20 protein-coding genes are annotated in these 18073 nt (G+C 75.7%); 8 read left to right on the top strand and 12 right to left on the bottom strand.

Going from position 1 to position 18073, the window contains the following annotated elements; all coding sequences use genetic code 11:
* Nucleotides 1–46: 46 nt before the first annotated feature.
* From ACGFNF_RS27365 to ACGFNF_RS27405, 9 genes are all read right to left on the bottom strand, one after another.
* Nucleotides 47–736: an ATP-binding cassette domain-containing protein gene (locus ACGFNF_RS27365; protein WP_357576666.1), complete on the bottom strand. Its 690-nt coding sequence runs from the start codon at nucleotides 734–736 to the stop codon at nucleotides 47–49.
* Nucleotides 733–1788: an ABC transporter ATP-binding protein gene (locus ACGFNF_RS27370; RefSeq protein ID WP_357576667.1), complete on the bottom strand. Its 1056-nt coding sequence runs from the start codon at nucleotides 1786–1788 to the stop codon at nucleotides 733–735. The genes ACGFNF_RS27365 and ACGFNF_RS27370 overlap by 4 nt, the downstream gene beginning before the upstream one ends.
* Nucleotides 1785–2654, bottom strand: coding sequence for an ABC transporter permease (locus ACGFNF_RS27375; RefSeq protein ID WP_357576668.1), 870 nt, complete (start codon nucleotides 2652–2654; stop codon nucleotides 1785–1787). Before ACGFNF_RS27375 ends, ACGFNF_RS27370 begins: the two co-directional genes overlap by 4 nt.
* Entirely contained in the window at nucleotides 2647–3711 is a 1065-nt protein-coding gene (locus tag ACGFNF_RS27380; RefSeq protein ID WP_357576669.1) for an ABC transporter permease, read from the bottom strand. The genes ACGFNF_RS27375 and ACGFNF_RS27380 overlap by 8 nt, the downstream gene beginning before the upstream one ends.
* On the bottom strand, nucleotides 3708–5291 hold the full coding sequence (locus ACGFNF_RS27385) for an ABC transporter substrate-binding protein (protein ID WP_393171610.1): 1584 nt from the start codon (nucleotides 5289–5291) through the stop codon (nucleotides 3708–3710). Before ACGFNF_RS27385 ends, ACGFNF_RS27380 begins: the two co-directional genes overlap by 4 nt.
* A 482-nt stretch (nucleotides 5292–5773) precedes the next feature.
* Nucleotides 5774–6532 (bottom strand): SRPBCC domain-containing protein, encoded by a 759-nt coding sequence (locus ACGFNF_RS27390; RefSeq protein WP_357576671.1) that lies wholly within the window; start codon nucleotides 6530–6532, stop codon nucleotides 5774–5776.
* Between the two features lies 1 nt (nucleotide 6533).
* Nucleotides 6534–7142 (bottom strand): helix-turn-helix domain-containing protein, encoded by a 609-nt coding sequence (locus ACGFNF_RS27395; RefSeq protein WP_357576672.1) that lies wholly within the window; start codon nucleotides 7140–7142, stop codon nucleotides 6534–6536.
* 65 nt (nucleotides 7143–7207) lie between these two features.
* Complete coding sequence (locus ACGFNF_RS27400; protein WP_357576673.1) at nucleotides 7208–9316, bottom strand: heavy metal translocating P-type ATPase; 2109 nt, start codon at nucleotides 9314–9316, stop codon at nucleotides 7208–7210.
* A gap of 108 nt (nucleotides 9317–9424) precedes the next feature.
* Nucleotides 9425–9832, bottom strand: coding sequence for a four-helix bundle copper-binding protein (locus tag ACGFNF_RS27405; protein WP_357576674.1), 408 nt, complete (start codon nucleotides 9830–9832; stop codon nucleotides 9425–9427).
* A gap of 111 nt (nucleotides 9833–9943) precedes the next feature.
* On the opposite strand from ACGFNF_RS27405, the gene ACGFNF_RS27410 reads away from it, so the two are divergent.
* The 5 genes from ACGFNF_RS27410 (at nucleotide 9944) to ACGFNF_RS27430 (ending at nucleotide 12827) form a co-directional block, all read left to right on the top strand.
* Entirely contained in the window at nucleotides 9944–10216 is a 273-nt protein-coding gene (locus ACGFNF_RS27410) for a hypothetical protein (protein WP_393171613.1), read from the top strand.
* 5 nt (nucleotides 10217–10221) lie between these two features.
* A complete protein-coding gene (locus ACGFNF_RS27415) occupies nucleotides 10222–10362 on the top strand; it encodes a hypothetical protein (RefSeq protein WP_393171615.1) in 141 nt (46 codons plus the stop codon).
* Nucleotides 10363–10371: 9 nt separating this feature from the next.
* Nucleotides 10372–10827 carry an ATP-binding protein gene (locus ACGFNF_RS27420; RefSeq protein ID WP_357576675.1) on the top strand — a complete coding sequence of 152 codons (456 nt, stop codon included), beginning with the start codon at nucleotides 10372–10374 and terminating at the stop codon, nucleotides 10825–10827.
* Between the two features lie 210 nt (nucleotides 10828–11037).
* Nucleotides 11038–11871 (top strand): MEDS domain-containing protein, encoded by an 834-nt coding sequence (locus ACGFNF_RS27425; RefSeq protein WP_393171617.1) that lies wholly within the window; start codon nucleotides 11038–11040, stop codon nucleotides 11869–11871.
* Nucleotides 11868–12827 carry an anti-sigma factor RsbA family regulatory protein gene (locus ACGFNF_RS27430; protein WP_393171619.1) on the top strand — a complete coding sequence of 320 codons (960 nt, stop codon included), beginning with the start codon at nucleotides 11868–11870 and terminating at the stop codon, nucleotides 12825–12827. Before ACGFNF_RS27425 ends, ACGFNF_RS27430 begins: the two co-directional genes overlap by 4 nt.
* Here the strand turns inward: ACGFNF_RS27430 and ACGFNF_RS27435 are convergent.
* Both ACGFNF_RS27435 and ACGFNF_RS27440 read right to left on the bottom strand, forming a co-directional pair.
* The gene (locus tag ACGFNF_RS27435; RefSeq protein ID WP_393171621.1) at nucleotides 12787–13644 is read right to left on the bottom strand and encodes a cytochrome c oxidase assembly protein; all 858 of its coding nucleotides are present in this window, start codon (nucleotides 13642–13644) and stop codon (nucleotides 12787–12789) included. The two genes, ACGFNF_RS27430 and ACGFNF_RS27435, sit on opposite strands and share 41 nt — an antisense overlap.
* Nucleotides 13641–14126, bottom strand: a complete 486-nt coding sequence (locus ACGFNF_RS27440; protein WP_393171623.1) for a DUF2243 domain-containing protein — start codon at nucleotides 14124–14126, stop codon at nucleotides 13641–13643. Before ACGFNF_RS27440 ends, ACGFNF_RS27435 begins: the two co-directional genes overlap by 4 nt.
* 209 nt (nucleotides 14127–14335) lie before the next feature.
* Between ACGFNF_RS27440 and ACGFNF_RS27445 the strand changes: the two genes are divergently transcribed.
* The 3 genes from ACGFNF_RS27445 to ACGFNF_RS27455 all read left to right on the top strand — a co-directional run bounded on the left by ACGFNF_RS27445 (nucleotide 14336) and on the right by ACGFNF_RS27455 (nucleotide 17310).
* Nucleotides 14336–15574 (top strand): DUF2786 domain-containing protein, encoded by a 1239-nt coding sequence (locus ACGFNF_RS27445; RefSeq protein WP_393171625.1) that lies wholly within the window; start codon nucleotides 14336–14338, stop codon nucleotides 15572–15574.
* Between the two features lie 99 nt (nucleotides 15575–15673).
* Nucleotides 15674–16042 carry a YciI family protein gene (locus tag ACGFNF_RS27450; RefSeq protein WP_132231814.1) on the top strand — a complete coding sequence of 123 codons (369 nt, stop codon included), beginning with the start codon at nucleotides 15674–15676 and terminating at the stop codon, nucleotides 16040–16042.
* A complete protein-coding gene (locus ACGFNF_RS27455) occupies nucleotides 16039–17310 on the top strand; it encodes an RNA polymerase sigma factor (RefSeq protein WP_393171627.1) in 1272 nt (423 codons plus the stop codon). Before ACGFNF_RS27450 ends, ACGFNF_RS27455 begins: the two co-directional genes overlap by 4 nt.
* A 90-nt stretch (nucleotides 17311–17400) precedes the next feature.
* Here the strand turns inward: ACGFNF_RS27455 and ACGFNF_RS27460 are convergent, their stop codons facing one another.
* Nucleotides 17401–17898 (bottom strand): hypothetical protein, encoded by a 498-nt coding sequence (locus ACGFNF_RS27460; protein WP_393171629.1) that lies wholly within the window; start codon nucleotides 17896–17898, stop codon nucleotides 17401–17403.
* Nucleotides 17899–18073 lie beyond the last annotated feature (175 nt).

Consider the following 18073-nt stretch of genomic DNA (forward strand, 5'->3'; position numbering starts at 1 on the left):
TCGGCCCGTACCCGGTAGACGTCGGCGATCGGCCCCGGGGGGCCGGTCAGGGCTGCGGCGGGGGCGGCAGGTCGACCACCCGGGTGGCCCAGCGGGCCATCAGCGCCGGGTCGTGGGTGATGAGCAGGACCCCGGCGGCGTGCTCCCGCTGGTAGTCGGTGATGACGGCCGCGAGGTGCGCCTGGGTGGAGGCGTCGAGCATGGCCGTGGCCTCGTCGCAGAGCAGGTAGTCCGGCCGGTGCACGAGCGCGCGGGCGAGGCAGGCGCGTTGCAGCTGCCCGTCGCTGACGGCGTGGGGGCGGCGGGCGAGCAGGTCGGGCGTGAGGCCGACGAGGTCGGCCAGCTCCGCCGCGCGGGCCCGCGCCGGCGCCTCGGGCGTGCCGGTGGCGCGCAGCGGTTCGGCGATGATGTCGGCGAGGCCCAGCCGGGGGTCGGTGGCCGCGCGGGGGCTCTGGAACAGGATCGCGACGCGGGTACGGACGGCGGCGGGCAGCCGGTGCCGGGCGCCCGCCACCCGCTGACCGTCGAGGGTGACGTGCCCGGCTTCGGGGGCGTGCAGCAGGGCCAGCACCCGGGCGAGGGTGGACTTTCCGCTGCCCGAGGGCCCGCGCAGGCCGACCGTCTCGCCGGGGGCGACACGCAGGTCCACGCCGTCGAGGACGCGCCGGCCGCCGTAGGAGACCGCGACCTCGTGGGCGGCGAGCGCGGTGGTGGTCATGCCGGCGGTGCTGGTCATGCCGGCGCTCCGAGGGTCAGCGGGTGGTGACAGGCGATCCGGGCCGGGGTGCCCGCCGAGGGCGCGGGCGGGGTGCGGCAGATGTCGGTGGCGCGGTCGCAGCGCGGGGCGAAGGCGCAGCCGGGAGGCAGGTCGGTGAGCATCGGCGGATGGCCGGGGACCGGCCGGAAGGCCCGCTCGGGCAGGGCGTCGAGCAGGCCGGCGGTGTAGGGGTGGGCGGGTGCCGCGAAGAGTTCGGCCGTCGGCCGCCGTTCCACGATCCGGCTCGCGTACATGACGGCGACCGTGTCGGCGACTCGGCGGGCGGCGGCCAGGTCGTGAGTGATGAGCAGGACGGCACCGCCGGCGTCGCAGCGGCGGCGCAGCAGGTCGAGGGTGTGGTCGACCAGAGGCCGGTCGAGGCCCGTGGTGGGTTCGTCGGCGAGCAGCAGCGGCGGGTCGGGGGCGAGGGCGAGGGCGGTGGCCAGGCGTTGGGCCATGCCGCCGGAGAGCTCGTGGGGATAGCGGTCGAGGTCGGCGGGGTCGAGCCCGACGTCGTCGGCGACCCGCTCGGCCGCCGCGGGCGCCTCGCGCCGGGTGCGCCCGTGGGCGCGCAGGGTCTCCTCGAGCAGCCGCCGGCCCGTCCGTACGGGAGTCAGGGCGGTGGCGGGGCTCTGCGGGACCAGCCCGACCGCGCGGCCGCGTACGGCGCGGGCGAGGTGCCGCTCCGAGGAGTTCACCAGGTCGACCTGCGCCCCGGTGGGCGGGCGCAGGCGGGCGTGACCCGTGACGGTGGCGTTACCGGGGAGCAGGCCGAGCAGGGCGTGCGCGAGCACCGACTTGCCGCAGCCGGACTCCCCGACCACCGCCAGGAGTTCGCCCGGGTGGATGGTCAGGTGCAGGTCGGTGACGGCCTGCACGACGGCGTCGCGGAGCTGGAAGCGGACAATCAGCCCGTCGACCTCCAACAGGCCCGGCCGACCGTCGGCGGCGGTACCGGCGGGGGCGGCGGCATCACCCGTGGCGGCGGCGGTGGCGGTGGCGGTGGCGGTGGGCTCGCGGGTGGTGGTCACAGGTGCAGCTCCGCTCGTACGCGCGGGTCGAGGCGGTCGCGCCACCGGCCGGTGAGGGCGGCCAGGGCCAGCGTGACGACAACGAGGAGCAGGCCGGGCACGATGCTGGCCCACCAGGCGCCGGTGAGCAGGGACCGCTGCCCGTCGTTGATCATGTTGCCGATCGAGGCCAGGTGCGGGGGCAGGCCCAGGCCGAGGAAGGACAGCGCGGTCTCGTGCCAGACGGCGTGCGGCACCATCAGCGTGGTGGCCAGCGCCAACCGGGGCAGCACGTGCGGGAGCAGGTGCCGGGTGATCACCCGGGTGCGGCTCGCGCCGCCGGAGATCGCGGCGTCGATGAACGGCCGGGTGCGCAGGCTGAGCAGCTCCGACCGGACGATGCGGGCGGTGGAGAGCCAGTGCGTCAGCCCGATCGACAGGATCACCGCGCCGAGGCTCGGGCGCAGCATCGCGACGATGAAGATGCCCAGCAGCAGGTGCGGCAGCGCCGCGATGGTGTCGACCACCCGCATGAGCACGCGGTCGACCCAGCCGCCGAGGGTGCCGGCCACCGCGCCGACGAGGCCGCCGATCACGGTGGCGACGAGCGCGGCGACCGCGCCGACGAGCAGCGAGACCCGCAGGCCGTAGAGGCTGCGGTGGGCCACGTCGCGGCCCAGGTCGTCGGTGCCGGCCGGGTCCGCCCAGGAGGGCGCCAGCCGGGTACGGGCCAGGTCCACCGCGCTCTCGTCGAGCGGCCAGAGGACGGGGGCGAGGAGGCAGGCCAGGCCCGCGCCGACGAGCACGGCCCAGGCGAGCGCGGCACCGACCCGGCCCGTACGCGGCTTCGGCCGCCGGACCCGGGCGGGCAGGGCGAGGTCAGTCATCGAGGCGTACCCGGGGATCGGCGGCGGCGTAGGCGAGGTCGGTGCCCAGGTTCGCGGCCAGCACCACGACGGTGGTGGCCAGGGTCGTGGCGGCCAGCAGCGGGAAGTCGCTGCCCAGCGCGGCCTGTACGGTCACCGCGCCGAGGCCGGGCAGGGAGAACACGGTCTCCACCAGCACGGCCCCGCCGATCAGCTCGGGCAGGTGGGTGCCGACGAGGGTGAGGAACGGCAGCAGGGCGGTGCGCAGGGCGTGGCCGAACAGGACGGTGCGGCCGGGCAGGCCCCGGGCCCGGGCGGCGAGGACGTGGTCGTCGCGGAGGCTGTCGGCGACGGCGTCCCGGATGAACAGCACGAACCACGGCGTCTGGGCGATCGCCAGCACGCCCACCGGCAGGATCAGGTGCCGGGCCACGTCGGCGGGGTCGGTGCCGGTGGCGGTGATGTCGGTGAGCCCGCCCGCCGGCAGCCAGCCGAGGGTGAGGGCGAAGAGGGCGATCGCGGCCAGCCCGATCCAGAACACCGGCATCGACTGCACGGCGTACGCGGTGGCGCGCAGCGCCCGGTCGAACCAGCCGCCCCGCCGGTACGCGGCCAGCGTGCCCAGCAGCAGGCTCGCCACGAGGACGAGGGCGAGGGCGGCGCCGACGAGCAGCAGGGTCCAGCCGGCGCGGGCGGCGAGCACGGAGGTGACCGGTTCGTGGCGGCTGGTGGACCAGCCCAGGTCGCCCTGGAGCAGGTTGCCGACCCAGCGCAGGTACTGCACCGGCAGCGGGTCGTCGACGCCCCAGTTGGCGCGGATCTGCGCCAGGTTCTCCTCGGTGGCGGTGAACGCCGCCGCGCCCGCGTACTGCTGGGCGGGGTCGATGGGCGAGGCCGCGCCGAGGGCGAACATGCCGACGCTGGTGGCGGCGAGGATGGGTACGGCCACCAGCAGCCGCCGGCGGACCACCTTGCCGGCTCCCGCCAGCCGCCGCGGCCGGCGCCGGGCGGTGGTCCTCGCCGGGGGTGGCGCGGCGGTCGGGGCGGGGGTCTTCGCTGTCGGGGCGGGCGTCGTCACGACTTCTTCGTCCAGGTGTGGATGTTCCACCAGAGGCTGTTGGCGACGTCGTGCTCGTGCGGCTCCACCCGGGGGGTCACCCCGGCGACCGAGTCCTTCACCACGTAGGTGTGCTGGAGGTAGGTGAGGAACACCCACGGCATGTCGGTGGCGAGTTGCTTCTGGAACGTGGCGTACGCGGCCTTGCGGGCGGCCGGGTCGGCGTTGGCGCGGCCGTCCTGCAACGCCTTGTCCACCACGGGCGACCGGTAGGAGCCGGGGTTGAAGAAGCCCTGGCCGGCGAAGGCGGAGCCGAACAGCTTGTAGGAGACGAAGTCCGGGTCGTACGGGGTGCCGTAGCCCATCATGAGCGCGTCGCTGCCCATCCGGGGGGTGATCGCGTCCCAGGTCAGCCCCTCGGGGGTGATCTTGATGCCGACCTTCTTCGCGTCGGCGGTCACCGCGAGGGCGAGTTCCTTGCGGAGGCTGTCCGTGGCCGGGTACATGAGCGCGAACGCCGCCTGCCGGCCGTCCTTGGCGCGGATCCCGTCCGGGCCCGGCTTCCAGCCGGCGGCGTCGAGGGCGGCGGTCGCGGCGGCCGGGTCGGCGGCGGGCCTGCCCACGATCGACGGCTCGGCGAACTCCGACGTCGGCGGGACCGGCCCGAACGCGGGCTCGCCGGCACCGCCGAGCAGCCCGGTGACCATCGCCGCGCGGTCCACCGCCGCGTTCAGTGCCCGCCGCACCGCGAGGTCGGCGGTGACCGGGTTGCCCATCGGCAGCATCACGCCCCGGTAGTCGGCGGTGGGCACCCGCTCCACCCGGTAGCCGGCCTGCCCGTCGAAGCCGGTGGTCAGCTTCGGCGCCAGCTCCGCCGCGTCGAACTCCCCCGCCCGCATCCGCTGCGCGCGCACGTTGTCGTCGGCGACGAACGCCACCACCACGCCGCCGTTGGCGGGCCTGCCGCCCCACCAGCTCTCGTTGGCCGCGAGCACGAGCCGGTCGCCCGGGGTCCACGACGTCACGCGGTACGGGCCGGTGCCCACCGGCTTGCGGTTGAACTCGGCCTTGTTGATGTCCTGCCCGGTGAGCGCCTTGGCCGGCACGATCCCGAGGGCCAGCCGCTGCGCGAAGGGCGCGTAGGCGTACTTCAGGGTGAACACCACGGTCGACGGGTCGGGCGCGGTGACCGAGGCGAGCATGTCCAGGTCGGAGCGGAGCGTGGAGTCGACAGTCGGGTCCAGCACCGCCTGGTAGGTGAAGACCACGTCCTGGGCGGTGAACGGGCTGCCGTCGTGGAACAGCACGCCGTCGCGCAGCTTCGCGGTGACAGTCCTGCCGTCGGGCGAGACAGTCGGCAGCTCCCGGGCCAGCGCCGGCACCAGCTCGTTGCGGGCGTCGCGGGCGACCAGCCCGTCGAAGATCAGGGAGCCGCCGTCGACGCCGTAGTTGAGCACCGGGTTCAACGCGTCCGGCTCACCCGCCGTCGCCACGACGAGCGTGCCGGCGACGGCCGCGCCCGTCGACGTGGTCGTTGGCGAGGAACAGCCGGCCACGGCGAGGACACCGGCGACGGCCACCGCCGCCACGCGCTTGGACACAGGCGTACCCATCACATGCCCCCGGGTCTGTTTCTCCGCACGACCGCCCGGCGTCGTACCCGGGCCGGCGTCCTGATCTTGGCCGACGTGTCCGCAGTGGTCCACGGTCACGAGCGGGCGGACGCCGCGGCGATGGTCTGGATCATCGCGCCCGGGCAGCCGGCCACTAACGCCAGCATTCCGCAATTGCCAATCTCGTGCAACAAGCGCCGGGCGGCCATGTAGCCCAGGCCACACCCCGTCCACGTCGGAGCGCGACGGTCAGCCGCAGAGTACGGCCCGGCGCGGGTGATCTCGTAATCGAGGCGCACCGGCACCGGCAGCGGGACGGCTCCGGCGCCTCGTCCGCACGCCCCGACCACACCCGGACGCCCGGCAGGGGCCGGCCCGGCTCCCACCGGGCACAGCCTGCCGGGCGTCCGGATCGGCCCCCGTTCACCGGACGCCCGGCCGGGCCGTCCGCCGGGCGTTCTCGTCGTCGGTCAGCCGACGGGCAGGGCGGCCAGCCAGTCCTGCCAGGCCCGCTCGGCCGGGGCCGGGTCCTGCCCGGGAGCGAAGACGTGGTGGCCGAGGACCAGGGCGTCGCCGCGCTCGGCACCGGAGTACAGGAACCGGTAGAGCGCGTCGGCGGTGCGGACACCGACGTAGGTCGGCAGGCCGGCCAGGTCGACGACGCCCTCGACCGGCGGCAGCCCGGCGACGGTGCACCGGACCCGCTGCCCCTCGGCGAGCGGACCGGCCACGCCGAGGGCGTCGGCCACGGCCGGCCACACCCGGTCCGCGCCGCCGACGCCCGGGCGGAAGGCCGAGACCGGGGTCGCGGTCCGGCCGGGGAAGTGGGCGAGGTACGCGGCCAGCGTCCCGAGGTACATGTCCCAGCCGATCCCCATGGCCTCGTACTCGGTCTCCCAGTCGTCCCCGAGGACGCCGCTCTGGACGAGCCGCAGGGTCGTGCTGCCCCGCTCGCGGCCCTCGATCAGGTATTCCATGGCCATGAACGTGCCGTCCGGGGCCGGTTCGGTGCGGTCGGCGAGCCGCTTGCCGGGCTCCCAGGCGGTGATCGTCGACTCCTCGACGTGGCCGGCCATCGTCAGGCGGGTCCGGCCGCCCTCGCCCGGCTCGACCTCGGTGCGGCCCATGAACCAGGAGTCGATGCCCGGACCGGTGGCGATGGCCTCCCACACCTGCTCGGGCGTGGCGGCCAGCTCGACGTCCTTGCGCAGCTCGAAGTGGTGTCCCATGTCAGTGCTCCTCGTTCGCGGTTCTGTCGTCGGGGTCGGCGCTGGGGTGCAGGGCGACCACCACCCGGTGTTCGCGCCCGCCGGGGGCGTGCTCGTCGTGGTACCTGCCGACCAGGGCGGTGACGGTGGCCGCCAGTTCCTCGGCGAAGGCCGCCCGGTCGGCCGCCGAGGCGAACCGGACGGTGCCGTCGACCGCGAACGTCGCCACCCGCTGCTTCGCCCGCTCCGCGCCGGTGACGAGCGCGCCGACGTCCTGCACCAGGCGGGCGGCCAGCGCCAGCAGCCACCGCGCCGACAGCCGGTCCGGCGACTGCGCCGGGTCGGGCCGGACGGCGGCGAGGGCGGCGGGCGAGATCACGTACGACGCCGCGGTGGCCCGCATGACCCGCTCGGTCACGTTGCCCTTGCGGCGCTCCTCCACCAGCTCGACCAGGCCGTGCTGCTCCAACGCCCGGAGGTGGTAGTTGACCTTCTGCCGGGGCAGGCCGACGCGGGCGGCGAGCATCGTCGCCGAGGCCGGCTCGGCGAGCGCGGCCAGCAGCCGGGCCCGCATCGGGTCCAGCGACGCCTCGGCCGCCGCCGGGTCCTCGATCACTGCGATGTCGAACATGGGCACAGCGTCCCACCGACAACTTTTCTTGTCAAGACAATCGGATTGGTCGGTGGAGTCGCCGCTCACCCCTCCCGAGGGCGCAGGCGTACGCGGCGCAGCAGTTGGGCGTTGAGCGCCACCACGATCGTCGAGGCGGACATCAGGACCGCGCCGACCGCCGGGCTGAGCGTCACCCCGGCCCACGCCAGCACGCCCGCCGCCAGCGGGAGGGCGACGACGTTGTAGCCGGCCGCCCAGCCCAGGTTCTGGAGCATCTTGCGGTACGAGGCCCGGGACAGCCGGATCACGCCGGTGACGCCCCGCGGGTCGGACGAGGCGAGCACCACCCCGGCGGACTCGATCGCCACGTCGGTGCCGGCGCCGATGGCGATGCCCACGTCGGCCCGGGCCAGGGCGGGGGCGTCGTTCACCCCGTCGCCGACCATCGCCACCCGCAGCCCGCGCCGTTGCAGGTCGGCCACGGCGTCGTCCTTGTCGGCGGGCAGCACCTCGGCGAAGACCTCGTCGACGCCGGGACGGAAACCGAGGTCGGCGGCGACCGCCTCGGCGACCGGCCGGGCGTCCCCGGTGATCATGACGATCTTGCCGACGCCCTGCTCCCGCAGCTCCGCGATCGCCTCGCGGGCCTCGGGGCGGACCTGGTCCTCCAGCGCCAGGGCGCCGAGAACGGTGGCCGTGTCGCCGTCGAGGCGCAGCAGGTGCAGCACCGCCGCGCCCCGGCGCGACCAGTCCGCCTGCCGGTCGGCCAGGTCGTCCGGCGTCCGCGCGCCCAGCTCGCGCAGCAGGGCGGGACCCCCGACGGCGTACGCCGTGCCGTCGACCTCGGCGCGGACGCCGCGCCCGGTCAACGAGCGGAACCCCGTCGCCCGCCGGGCCACGCCGCGCCCGGCCCCGGCGGTCACGATGGCCCGGGCCAGCGGATGCTCGCTGTCCGCCTCCACCGCCGCCGCCAGGGCGAGCACCTCGTCCTCGCTGCCGCCCCGCGTGGCCGCCACCCCCGACACCACGTGCTCGCCCCGGGTCAGGGTGCCGGTCTTGTCGAACAGCACCGCGTCGACCGTGCGCATCCGCTCCAGCGCCAGCCGGTCCTTGACCAGGATCCCGCCCCTGGCCGCCACGGCGGTCGAGAGCGCGATCACCAGCGGGATGGCCAGGCCCAGCGCGTGCGGGCAGGCGATCACCAGCACGGTGACGGTACGCACCACGGCCGCGCCGAGGTCGCCGAGCACCGCCCAGGTCACCAGGGTCGCCAGGGCCACCACTGTCGCGACGTAGAACAGCCAGGCGGCGAAGCGGTCGGCGAGCACCTGCGCGCGACCGCTGGACTGCTGGGCCTGCGCCACCAGGCGTTGGATGCCGGCCAGCGCGGTGTCCTCGCCGACCGCCTCGACGCGTACCCGGATCGCCGCGTCGGTGGCCACCGTGCCGGCGACCACCCGGTCCCCGACGCCCCGGGAGATCGGCCGCGACTCGCCGGTCACCATGGACTCGTCCAGCTCGGCGCCGCCCTCGACGATCCGGCCGTCGGCCGGCACCCGCGCGCCGGGGCGGACCAGCACCAGGTCGTCGACCCGCAGGTCCGCCACGGACACCCGCTCGACCCCGCCGTCCGCCGCCACCCGCTCGGCGTCGTCGGGCAGCAGCGCCGCCAGGGCGGACAGCGCGCCCTGCGCCTTCCCGATGGCCTTCATCTCCTGCCAGTGCCCGAGCAGCATGATCGTGACCAGGGCGGCGAGTTCCCACCAGAAGTCCAGGTCGAAGACGCCGAGCGCGGTGGCCGCCGAGGCGACGTACGCCACCGTGATGGCCATCGCGATGAGCAGCATCATGCCGGGCGCCCGGTCGCGCACCTCCCGCACGGCCCCGACCAGGAACGGCCAGCCGCCGTAGAGGAAGACGACGGTGCCGAGGACGGGGCCGACCCAGGCCACGCCCGGGAACTCCAGCCGGTAGCCGAACCAGTCCATCACCATGTCGCTGGTCAGCACGATCGGCACCGTCAGCGCCAGGCTCAGCCAGAACTTCCGGCGGAACATCTCCGGGTCGTGCCCGGCGTGCTTGTCGTGCCCGGCGTGCCCGCCCGCGCCCGGAGCGTGCTGGCCGGCGTGCGTGTCGGAGGCACCCGTCGCGCGGGGCGGGTGGCCGTCGTGGTGGTGCGTCTCGTGGGGCATCTGCGCCTCCTCACGACCACCATACATACCCCCACCGGGTATCCGCCGGCGGATCGACACGGCGCCGGCACCCATGCGGGACGCCGGCGCCGTGTCGTGCGGGGACGGTCAGCTCATGGTGGCGAGCAGGTCCCGGCAGGCCCGCTCGCACGCGCGGCAGGCCTCGGCGCAGATCCGGCAGTGCTCGTGCATGCCCGCGTGGCCGGCGCACTCGTCGCCGCAGGACTTGCAGGCGGTGGCGCACGCCTCCAGCAGCGCGCGGGTGATGTTGGCGTCGTAGCCGGTGTGCCGGGACAGCACCCGGGCGGTCGTCGTGCAGATGTCCGCGCAGTCCAGGTTCGTCCGTACGCACTTCGTCAGCTCGGCGACCATGTCCTCGCTCAGGCAGGCGTCGGCGCAGGCGGTGCACGCCTGGGCGCAGGTGTTGAGCGCCTCGACGACGGCGGCCAGCTTGGCCCGGTCCAGGTTGATCGACTTCGGGTACGTCTCGAGCATCGGCATCGTGGTGCTGGGCACGGCGTTCTCCTCTCGGTCATTGCCTGTGCACTACCCGCGACCGTCGCCCGGCATGCGGCCACCGGCCGTACCGGTAGCGCGTCGGTCGTCGCGTTGGCCGATGATCGGACCGTGATGTTCAGACGCCTCCGGGAGACGGCCCGCGAGAACCGCCGGCAGCAACGGCTCATGTCGAAGTCGAAGAACCCCGACGGCTGCTGCGACTGCTGCGACCTGGGGCTGTTCTCGACCCTGCTGACGCTCGGCGCGGCGACGGCGGCGGCGACCCGGGCGCCGGTGCTGGACCGGGCGGGGGTGGCGGCGATCCGGGGCTACCGCCGGTGGCTGTCGCCGCACTGGCCGGACGGTGCCGCTTCACGCCGACCTGCGGGGCGTACGGATTGACGGCGGTGGAGCGGCACGGGTTGGCGGTGGGCGGACGGATGGCCGCCGAGCGGGTGCGTCGCTGCCGTCCGGGGGTGCCCCGGGGCACCCACGATCCGGTGCGCCGACCGATGAGCCCTGGAGTGAGCCGGCCGGAGATCGGGTAGAACGGAACCATGGGCCAGCTGAGCAGTTCCACACCCCCGGCGCAGGCCGTTGAGCTGCGGCGGTGGACGTTGCAGGAGCCGGTGGACCTGCGTGCCCTGCGGGCGTCCCTGCACGAGGAACTGACCGGCGACGTGCTCGGTGAGGGCGAGGCCCTGGCGGAGGTCCCCGAGCTCGTCGCGCTGATCGCCACGGAGCTGGCGACGAACGCCCTGCGCCACGGGATCCCGCCGACCATCGTCCGGCTGCTCGCGACCGACGACTACCTCATCCTCGACGTCGCCGACCACGACCTGGGGTCCCTGCCGCAGCTCGCCGAGGCCCGGCCCGTCGGCGACGGCGGGCGCGGCCTGGAGCTGGCCCGCGCCCTCTCCCTCGACGTCGGCTGGTACGCCACCGGCACCACCAAGAACATCTGGGCGTCCTTCCCCCGCACCGAGCGCCTCAGTGGCGCGCGGAACGCCTGACCGGGGGCACGGTCTGCCCGACCGAGCGGGTGATGTCGGCGGCCACCCGGTCGCGGCGCGGCGGCGCAGACCCCGGGGCGGAACGGCCGGCCGGTACGCCCGCCCCGGGCGACGAACCGGTCGAAGCTCCCGTCCCCGGCGTCCCGGGCAGGTCGCGGACCCGGCGCCCGTTCCGGGGCGGCCTACACTGGTCAGCGTGAGGCGACCAGCATGATCAGCAGCGAACGGCGGACCGCGCCGGGCAGTCACATCTGCTGGTCCTACGACGACCTGGAATCCCTTGCCGACCAGGCGGAGCGCCACCTCGCCGCGGCCCTCGCGGCCGGGGAGCGCTTCTGGTACGTGACACCACGCCCCTCGGACCTGGTGGCCGAGCGGCTGCACGCGCTGCCGAGTTTCACCGACGCGGTGCGCCGGGGCGCCGCCGAGGTGGTCGCCCTCGTCTCCACCTACTCGCCCGACCAGGTCGTCGACCCGGCGACGCAGGTCGCCGCCTACGCGGCCGCCACGGACGAGGCGCTGGCCGCCGGCCACACCGGCCTGCGCGTGGTCGCGGAGGCCACCGAACTGGTCCGCACCCCGGCCCAGCTCGACGTCTTCACCCGCTACGAGCACCAGATCGACCGCTACATGCGCACCCGGCCGTTCAAGGCCATGTGCGCCTACCATCGGCTGAAGCTGGGCGACCGGGCGGTCACCGAGTTGGCCTGCATGCACCCGCAGACCAACGTCGAGGACCTGCTGTTCCGGTTGTACGCCGTGGCGCCCGCCGACGGGCACGCCGCGCTCGCCGGCGAGCTGGACATGTCGAACCACGACCTGTTCCGCACCGCCCTGGACCGCGCCGACCTGCGGCCCACCGACGGCGAGCTGGTGCTGTCGGCGGCCGACCTGCGTTTCGTCGACCACCGCGCCCTGACCCACCTGGCCGAGTACGCGCACCGCCGCGGCGCGACCGCCGTGCTGCGCACCCCCCGCACGGCCGCGGCCCGCCTGGTGGAGCTGCTGGACCTGCCCGGCGTGCGGGTGGAGGTCACGCCATGAGGACGGGTGCGGCCGCCCAGCATCACGGCTACTACCACGAGGCCGTGCGCTACGACTCCGACGACGAGCTGCTCGCCGTGGCGGTGCCGTTCCTGCTCGGCGGCGTCGAGGCGGGCGAGCCGACCTTCGTGGCCCTGGGCGAGCGCACCGGCGGGCTGGTCCGCTCGGCGCTGCCGGCCGGTTCCGGGGTCGAGTTCCTGCCCGGCGGCGACGTCTACGCCCGGCCCGCCGCCGCCATCCGCTCCTACCGCCAGCTCCTCGCCGCGCAGGTGGCCGCCGGCGCCGGGCAGATCCGGATCATCGGTGAGGTGCCCTCGGTCTCGTTCGGCGCGACCTGGGACTGGTGGGCCCGCTACGAGTCGGCGATAAACCACGCGTACGACGACTTCCCGCTGTGGAGCATGTGCGCGTACGACAACCGGATCACGCCGCCGGAGGTGCTGGCGGACGTGGCCCGGACGCACCCCCGGTTCGCCACCCCCGACGGGCGGCACGTGCCCAGCCCGACCTGGACGCCGCCGAGGGAATACCTGCGGCAGAGCCGCCGGGTCGTGCCCGACCCCCTCCAGGCCCAGCCGCCGGCCGTGGAGCTGACGGACCCGACGGCGGCCGAGGCGCGCGCCGCCGTGCACAAGGTCGACCAGGGCCAGGTGCCGGTCGACGACGTGGAGGATCTGGTCGTCGCGGTGAGCGAGATCGTCACCAACGCGCTGCGCCACGGCAGGCCGCCGGTCCGACTGCGCGTCTGGGCCGGCGACGACCGCATCGTGGCGACGGTCAACGACGGCGGCGACGGGCCGGGTGACCCGTTCTGCGGGCTGCTCCCCGTGTCCGACGACGCCCCCGGCGGGCTCGGCCTCTGGATCACCTACCAGTCCTGCAACCACGTCACCTGGCAGCGCGACGACACCGGGTTCACGCTCCGGCTGACGGCCGGGAAGGCGTACACCGGCTGACCGGGACGGCCTCGCCGCCGGGCGGGCCCGCGCCGGCGGAGGGTGCCGGTCGGCGGGGCCGGCGCCGGCGGTACCAGGCCGCGAAGAGGGCGGTGGCGAGCAGCAGTTCGGCGACGTCGCCGCCGTAGTACATCAACCGGGCCGCCGCGCGCAGCGCGTCGACGTCCCGCTCGGGCAGCCCGGGCGGCAGGGTGGCGGCGTGCGCGTAGAGGTACTTCGCCAGCACGGCGTGCCCGGCCCCCGCCGCGAGCAGAGCGCCAACCCGCACCGCCGGGCCCGGCCGGCGCGGCGCCGGGTCCGGGCCGGCCACCGACCAGGCGAACAGGTAGCCGGCGGCCACGTAGTGCACGTGCAGGGCGTGGTGCAGCACGGGATTCCGCTCGGCCGCCGCGTACAGCGGCGTGAGCAGCACCAGCGCCAGCCCGCCGGTGGTGAGCAGCGCCGCCGTCACCGGATGGGCGAGCACGTGCACCGGCCGGGCCCGCAGGAACCGGCCCACCCGGCGGCCGGCCGCCGGCGGCACGACCCGCAGCAGCAGGGTCGCCGGCGCGCCGAGGGCCAGCGCGAGCGGCGCGACCATGCCCAGCAGCAGGTGCTGCGCCATGTGCACGCGCGGGTCGCCGGGCCCGCCCGCCAGCGGGCCGAGGGCGACCGCGAGCACCGCGCAGCCGGCCAGCCAGGCGACCGTACGCCGGCGACGCCAGCCGTGCCGGTCCCGGGACACGGCCAGCAGGTAGCCGGCGGCGAGCAACGCGACCGCCGCGAGCGGCAGCGGCGACGGCCCCGCGGCGCCACCGGTGTGCGCGAGCGCCGTCACCGGGCGTCGCGGTCGGAGCGGGACCGCACCCGCCAGGTCACCCACGCGCCGAGCAGCAGCAGCGCCACCGCCGCCACGTTCCACACCACGTCGTACGGGAGCAGGTGCACCCCGTAGCGGATCTGGTGCAGCCGCAGCACCTTGTGGTCGACGATCCCGTCGAAGAGCTGGAACGCCCCCGCGCCGAGCAGGAACCCGCCCCAGGCGGCCCGGGGCACCAGGGCGCCCCGGCGGCGCAGGTCGGCGAACCAGAAGAAGCCGCCGACCAGGGCGAGCAGCTCGGCCGAGTGCAGCAGCCCGTCGGAGAGCAGCCCGACGGAGAGGGTGGACCGGTCGTAGAAGTGGTGCCAGCCGAGGATCTGGTGGAAGACGATCTCGTCGACGGCGGCCATCACCGCCACCCCGATCACCGCGGCGGCGAGGACCGACCGGCGAAGATCAGGTGCGCCGGAGCCGTCGCCCGGCAACCACGATCCCGCCATCCCACCACCTCGCATCGCTCGCCACCCCCGAACTACCCGGGACCGGCCGAACCATGCGGAAGTTCCCCCCCGACGGGACGACAGTGCCGCGGTCTTCCGGTGGCACGGGTCACGACCGGCGGACGGCGCGCGGGCCCGGCGGTACCTTCGGCGGGCGGGCGACGATCGTTTCCCGGCGCGGAAGAAGCAGACCCCAGGAGGACACGGCCGTGCCGGACGCCGAGGAACTGGTCAACGACGCGCTCGCGGCGGTACGCGGCACCGACGTACGCCTCGCGGAGCGGCAGCTGGACCGGCTGATGATCGGGACGGGCGCCGCGGACGGCGCGGCGGCGGTGGACGCCGCGCTCCTGCGCCGCCTGGCGCGGGGCGTGGGGCGGCTGGCCGAGCGAGGCTGGCAGCCGGTGGACCTCGGCCGGCTCGCCGCCCGCCGACTCGACCCCCGGGCGGCCGGGCTGGTCACCGACGCGCTCGCCGCGCAGCGCCGCGAGCTGGCCGACCCGGTGCCGCCGTGGTGGGACGACCAACTGCGCGACCTGGGCGCCGGGGTGTGGTGGGACGCCGACGAGGGCCACCTGGCCGCCTGGTCCACCCGCGTCGGGTGCGACCGGTTCACCGCGCTGCGGGCGGCGGTCGACGCGCTGGCCCTGATCGAGGGGCTCCCGCCGATCGCCGTGCTGCGCCCGCCGCCCGGCGCGCCCGGTACGGCCGTCGCGCGCGGCGGGTCGAGCAGCGGCTCCCGGATGCTCGACCGGGTGCGGGCGCTGCTGGCCAAGGCGGAGTCGACCACCTACCCGGCCGAGGCGGAGGCGCTGACCGGCAAGGCCCAGGAGCTGATCGCCCGGCACAGCATCGACCAGGCGCTGCTGGCGGGCGTCGCCGAGCCCGCCGACCGGCCCGGCGGGATGCGCCTCGGCACCGAGCCCCCGTACGCGGGCGCGAAGGCGCTGCTGGCGCAGGAGGTGGCGGCGGCGAACCGCTGCGAGGCCGTCTGGTCCGACGACCTCGGCTTCACCACGGTGCTGGGCTGGCCGGCCGACCTGGAGGCGGTCGAGCTGCTCTACACCTCGCTGCTGGTGCAGGCCACCACCGCGATGCTGCGCGGTCGGGGGGAACGGCGGGCCAGGAGCACCGGCCGGCGCACCCGGGACTACGACGAGTCCTTCCTCAACGCCTTCGCGCTGCGAATCGGCGAGCGGCTGCGGGCCGCCACGGACGCGGCCGACCGGGAGGCGACGGCGCAGGCCGGGCCGGAACGGCTGCTGCCGGTGCTCGCCACCCGCGCCGAGGCGGTACGCGAACGCCTCGACACGCTCTTCCCCGGCGTCGTCCGGGGGCGGCTCACGGTGCGCGACGCCGAGGGCTGGTCGTCGGGCACCTCCGCCGCCGACCGCGCCTCGCTCGGCGCCGGCCCCGCCCCGAAGCGCCAGGTACGCGGCCGGCGCTGAGATTCCGTACCGCCGGCTGTCGGAACCGGCGAGTCGGCTCCGACCCCTCACCGGAGACGCGCCACCATGGGCGCGACCCGACGGAACGAGGAGCACCCGATGAAGTACATGCTGCTGATCTGGAACCGCCCGGGATTCGTCGACGGGTTGTCGGAGCAGGAGCGCAGCGCGCTCTTCGGCGAGGTCGACGAGCTCATGCGGGAACTGACCGAGTCGGGCGAGTTCCTCGGCGGCCAGGCCCTGGCCGACCCGTCGCAGGCGCGTACGGTCCGGCTGGCCGGTGACCGGCCGGAGGTGACCGACGGGCCGTACATGGAGAGCAAGGAACAGTTCGCCGGCTACCTGATGGTCGACTGCGACAGCCCCGAGCGGGCCACCGAGATCGCCGCCAGCTGGCCGGACGTGCGGCGGGGCTTCGGCGTGCTGGAGGTGCGGGCGATCATGGACGAGGCCGGGACGGAAATGTGAGCGGAGGCCACCTGGAGGACCTGCTGCGCGACCTGGCGCCGCAGGTCCTCGGCCTGCTCGTCCGCCGGCACGGCCAGTTCGACGCCGCCGAGGACGCCGTGCAGGAGGCGCTGCTCGCCGCCGCCGTGCAGTGGCCGCGACAGGGCGTGCCGGACAACCCCCGGGCCTGGTTGCTCACCGTCGCCACGCGCCGGCTGACCGACGAGTGGCGCAGCGAGCGCGCCCGGCGCAACCGGGAGGCCGCGCTGGCCGCCCGCGAGCCGGCGTACGCGACGGTCGCGCCGGCCGCCGACGAACAGCCACCGGCGGGGGACGACACGCTGGCCCTGCTGTTCCTCTGCTGCCATCCGGCGCTGGCCCGGTCGGCTCAAGTCGCGCTGACGCTACGGGCGGTCGGCGGCCTCACCACCGCGCAGATCGCGAGGGCGTACCTCGTGCCCGAGGCGACGATGAGCCAGCGCATCCGCCGGGCCAAGCAGCGGATCGAGGCCGCCGGGGCGCGGTTCACGATGCCCGCTCCCGGGGAGCGGGACGAGCGGCTGCGGGCTGTGCTCCAGGTGCTCTACCTGATCTTCAACGAGGGGTACACGGCGTCGAGCGGGCCGGACCTGCACCGGGCCGACCTGACCACCGAGGCGATCCGGCTGGCCCGGCTGGTGCACCGGCTGCTCCCGGGCGACGGCGAGGTGACCGGGCTGCTGGCGTTGATGCTGCTCACCGACGCGCACCGGGCCGCCCGCACCGGGCCCGCCGGGGAGCTGGTCCCGCTCGCCGAGCAGGACCGCGACCGCTGGGACCACGAGGCCATCGGCGAGGGGACCGCGCTGGTCACCGAGGCGTTGACCTGGTCACCGCCCGGCCCGTACCAGCTCCAGGCGGCGATCGCGGCCGTGCACGCCGAGGCCCCGTCCGCCGGGCGCACCGACTGGCGACAGATCCTGGCGCTCTACCGGCTGCTCGCCCGGACCGCCCCGAGCCCGATGGTCACCCTGAACCAGGCCGTCGCGGTGGCCATGGTGGACGGTCCCCGCGCCGGCCTGGCCCTGCTCGCCCCGCTCGACGACGACGACCGCACGGCCGGGCACCATCGGCTCGCCGCCGTCCGCGCCCACCTGCTGGAGCTGGCCGGCGAACCGGAGCGGGCGCGGGCGGCGTACCTGGCTGCGGCACGGGGGACGACGAGCCTGCCGGAGCAGCGCTACCTGTTGTTGCGGGCCGCCCGGCTGACGGGGACCGACGAGTCCCGGCGGCTGCGCGAGCCGCGTTGACGGACGCCGGCCGGCGTGCGGCACGGGGGTGCATGTCGGCCGGAGTCCCGGGTCAGGCGGCGACGACGCCGAGCGACGTGCCCGTCGGCTTCAGGCGCGGCACTCGCGGGTCAGCTTCGGTGGGATCGCGGTGAAGGTGGAGTCCATCCAGGCGGCCGGCCGGGACGCCCGGGAACCGGCGTCGATCCGGTCGGCGGTCTCCTGGATCAGGGCGCGGATCTCCGGGTCGGCGGCGCGGCGGGCCTGCGCGCGTACGTCGTCCGCCAGCCCCGCCAGGTTGCGCCGGAGCTGGTCGGCGACCTGCTCACCGGTCAGGTCGCGGGTGACCGAGGCCGCCGAGTCGGTGGCGATCCGCCGGCTGCCGGCGAGGATGAGCTTGTCGACCTCGCGGCAGACCTCGACGGTGTTGGCGGCGGTCGTGGCGACCGGGGAAGGGCTCGGGGCGGCGCTCGCCAGGGCCGTCGGGCTCGGCGGGGCCGCGCCGGGCCGGGCGGCCTCCTCCCGCGCGGTGTCCTGGCATCCCACGGCCAGCACCCCGAGCGCCACCGTGGCGGCGGCGCGGCGCGCGTAGACGACGGATCGGGACACGGGACCTCCCGTTCGGGGTCTCGGCCTTCCCGGGGCTGACGGCACGGGTGCGGCCGGCGCCGGGCGGCGGGACGTCGACCTGCCAACGAGTGGCGCCTGCCGGGGGAAACGTCCGCCGGACGCGCCAGTACGCCCTCCGCCGGCTCGGTTGGAGACCGGTCCGGCGGAGGGCGCG

The sequence above is a fragment of the Micromonospora sp. NPDC048868 genome (assembly GCF_043198195.1).
Taxonomy (GTDB): domain Bacteria; phylum Actinomycetota; class Actinomycetes; order Mycobacteriales; family Micromonosporaceae; genus Micromonospora; species Micromonospora reichwaldensis.

What these genes read in the sequence shown, in the direction of transcription:
- ACGFNF_RS27365 (WP_357576666.1), bottom strand. Translation starts at nt 736, where the DNA reads ATGACCAGCACCGCCGGCATGACCACCACCGCGCTCGCCGCCCACGAG.
- ACGFNF_RS27375 (WP_357576668.1), bottom strand. Translation starts at nt 2,654, where the DNA reads ATGACTGACCTCGCCCTGCCCGCCCGGGTCCGGCGGCCGAAGCCGCGT.
- ACGFNF_RS27390 (WP_357576671.1), bottom strand. Translation starts at nt 6,532, where the DNA reads ATGGGACACCACTTCGAGCTGCGCAAGGACGTCGAGCTGGCCGCCACG.
- ACGFNF_RS27395 (WP_357576672.1), bottom strand. Translation starts at nt 7,142, where the DNA reads ATGTTCGACATCGCAGTGATCGAGGACCCGGCGGCGGCCGAGGCGTCG.
- ACGFNF_RS27400 (WP_357576673.1), bottom strand. Translation starts at nt 9,316, where the DNA reads ATGCCCCACGAGACGCACCACCACGACGGCCACCCGCCCCGCGCGACG.
- ACGFNF_RS27420 (WP_357576675.1), top strand. Translation starts at nt 10,372, where the DNA reads ATGGGCCAGCTGAGCAGTTCCACACCCCCGGCGCAGGCCGTTGAGCTG.
- ACGFNF_RS27425 (WP_393171617.1), top strand. Translation starts at nt 11,038, where the DNA reads ATGATCAGCAGCGAACGGCGGACCGCGCCGGGCAGTCACATCTGCTGG.
- ACGFNF_RS27430 (WP_393171619.1), top strand. Translation starts at nt 11,868, where the DNA reads ATGAGGACGGGTGCGGCCGCCCAGCATCACGGCTACTACCACGAGGCC.
- ACGFNF_RS27440 (WP_393171623.1), bottom strand. Translation starts at nt 14,126, where the DNA reads ATGGCGGGATCGTGGTTGCCGGGCGACGGCTCCGGCGCACCTGATCTT.
- ACGFNF_RS27450 (WP_132231814.1), top strand. Translation starts at nt 15,674, where the DNA reads ATGAAGTACATGCTGCTGATCTGGAACCGCCCGGGATTCGTCGACGGG.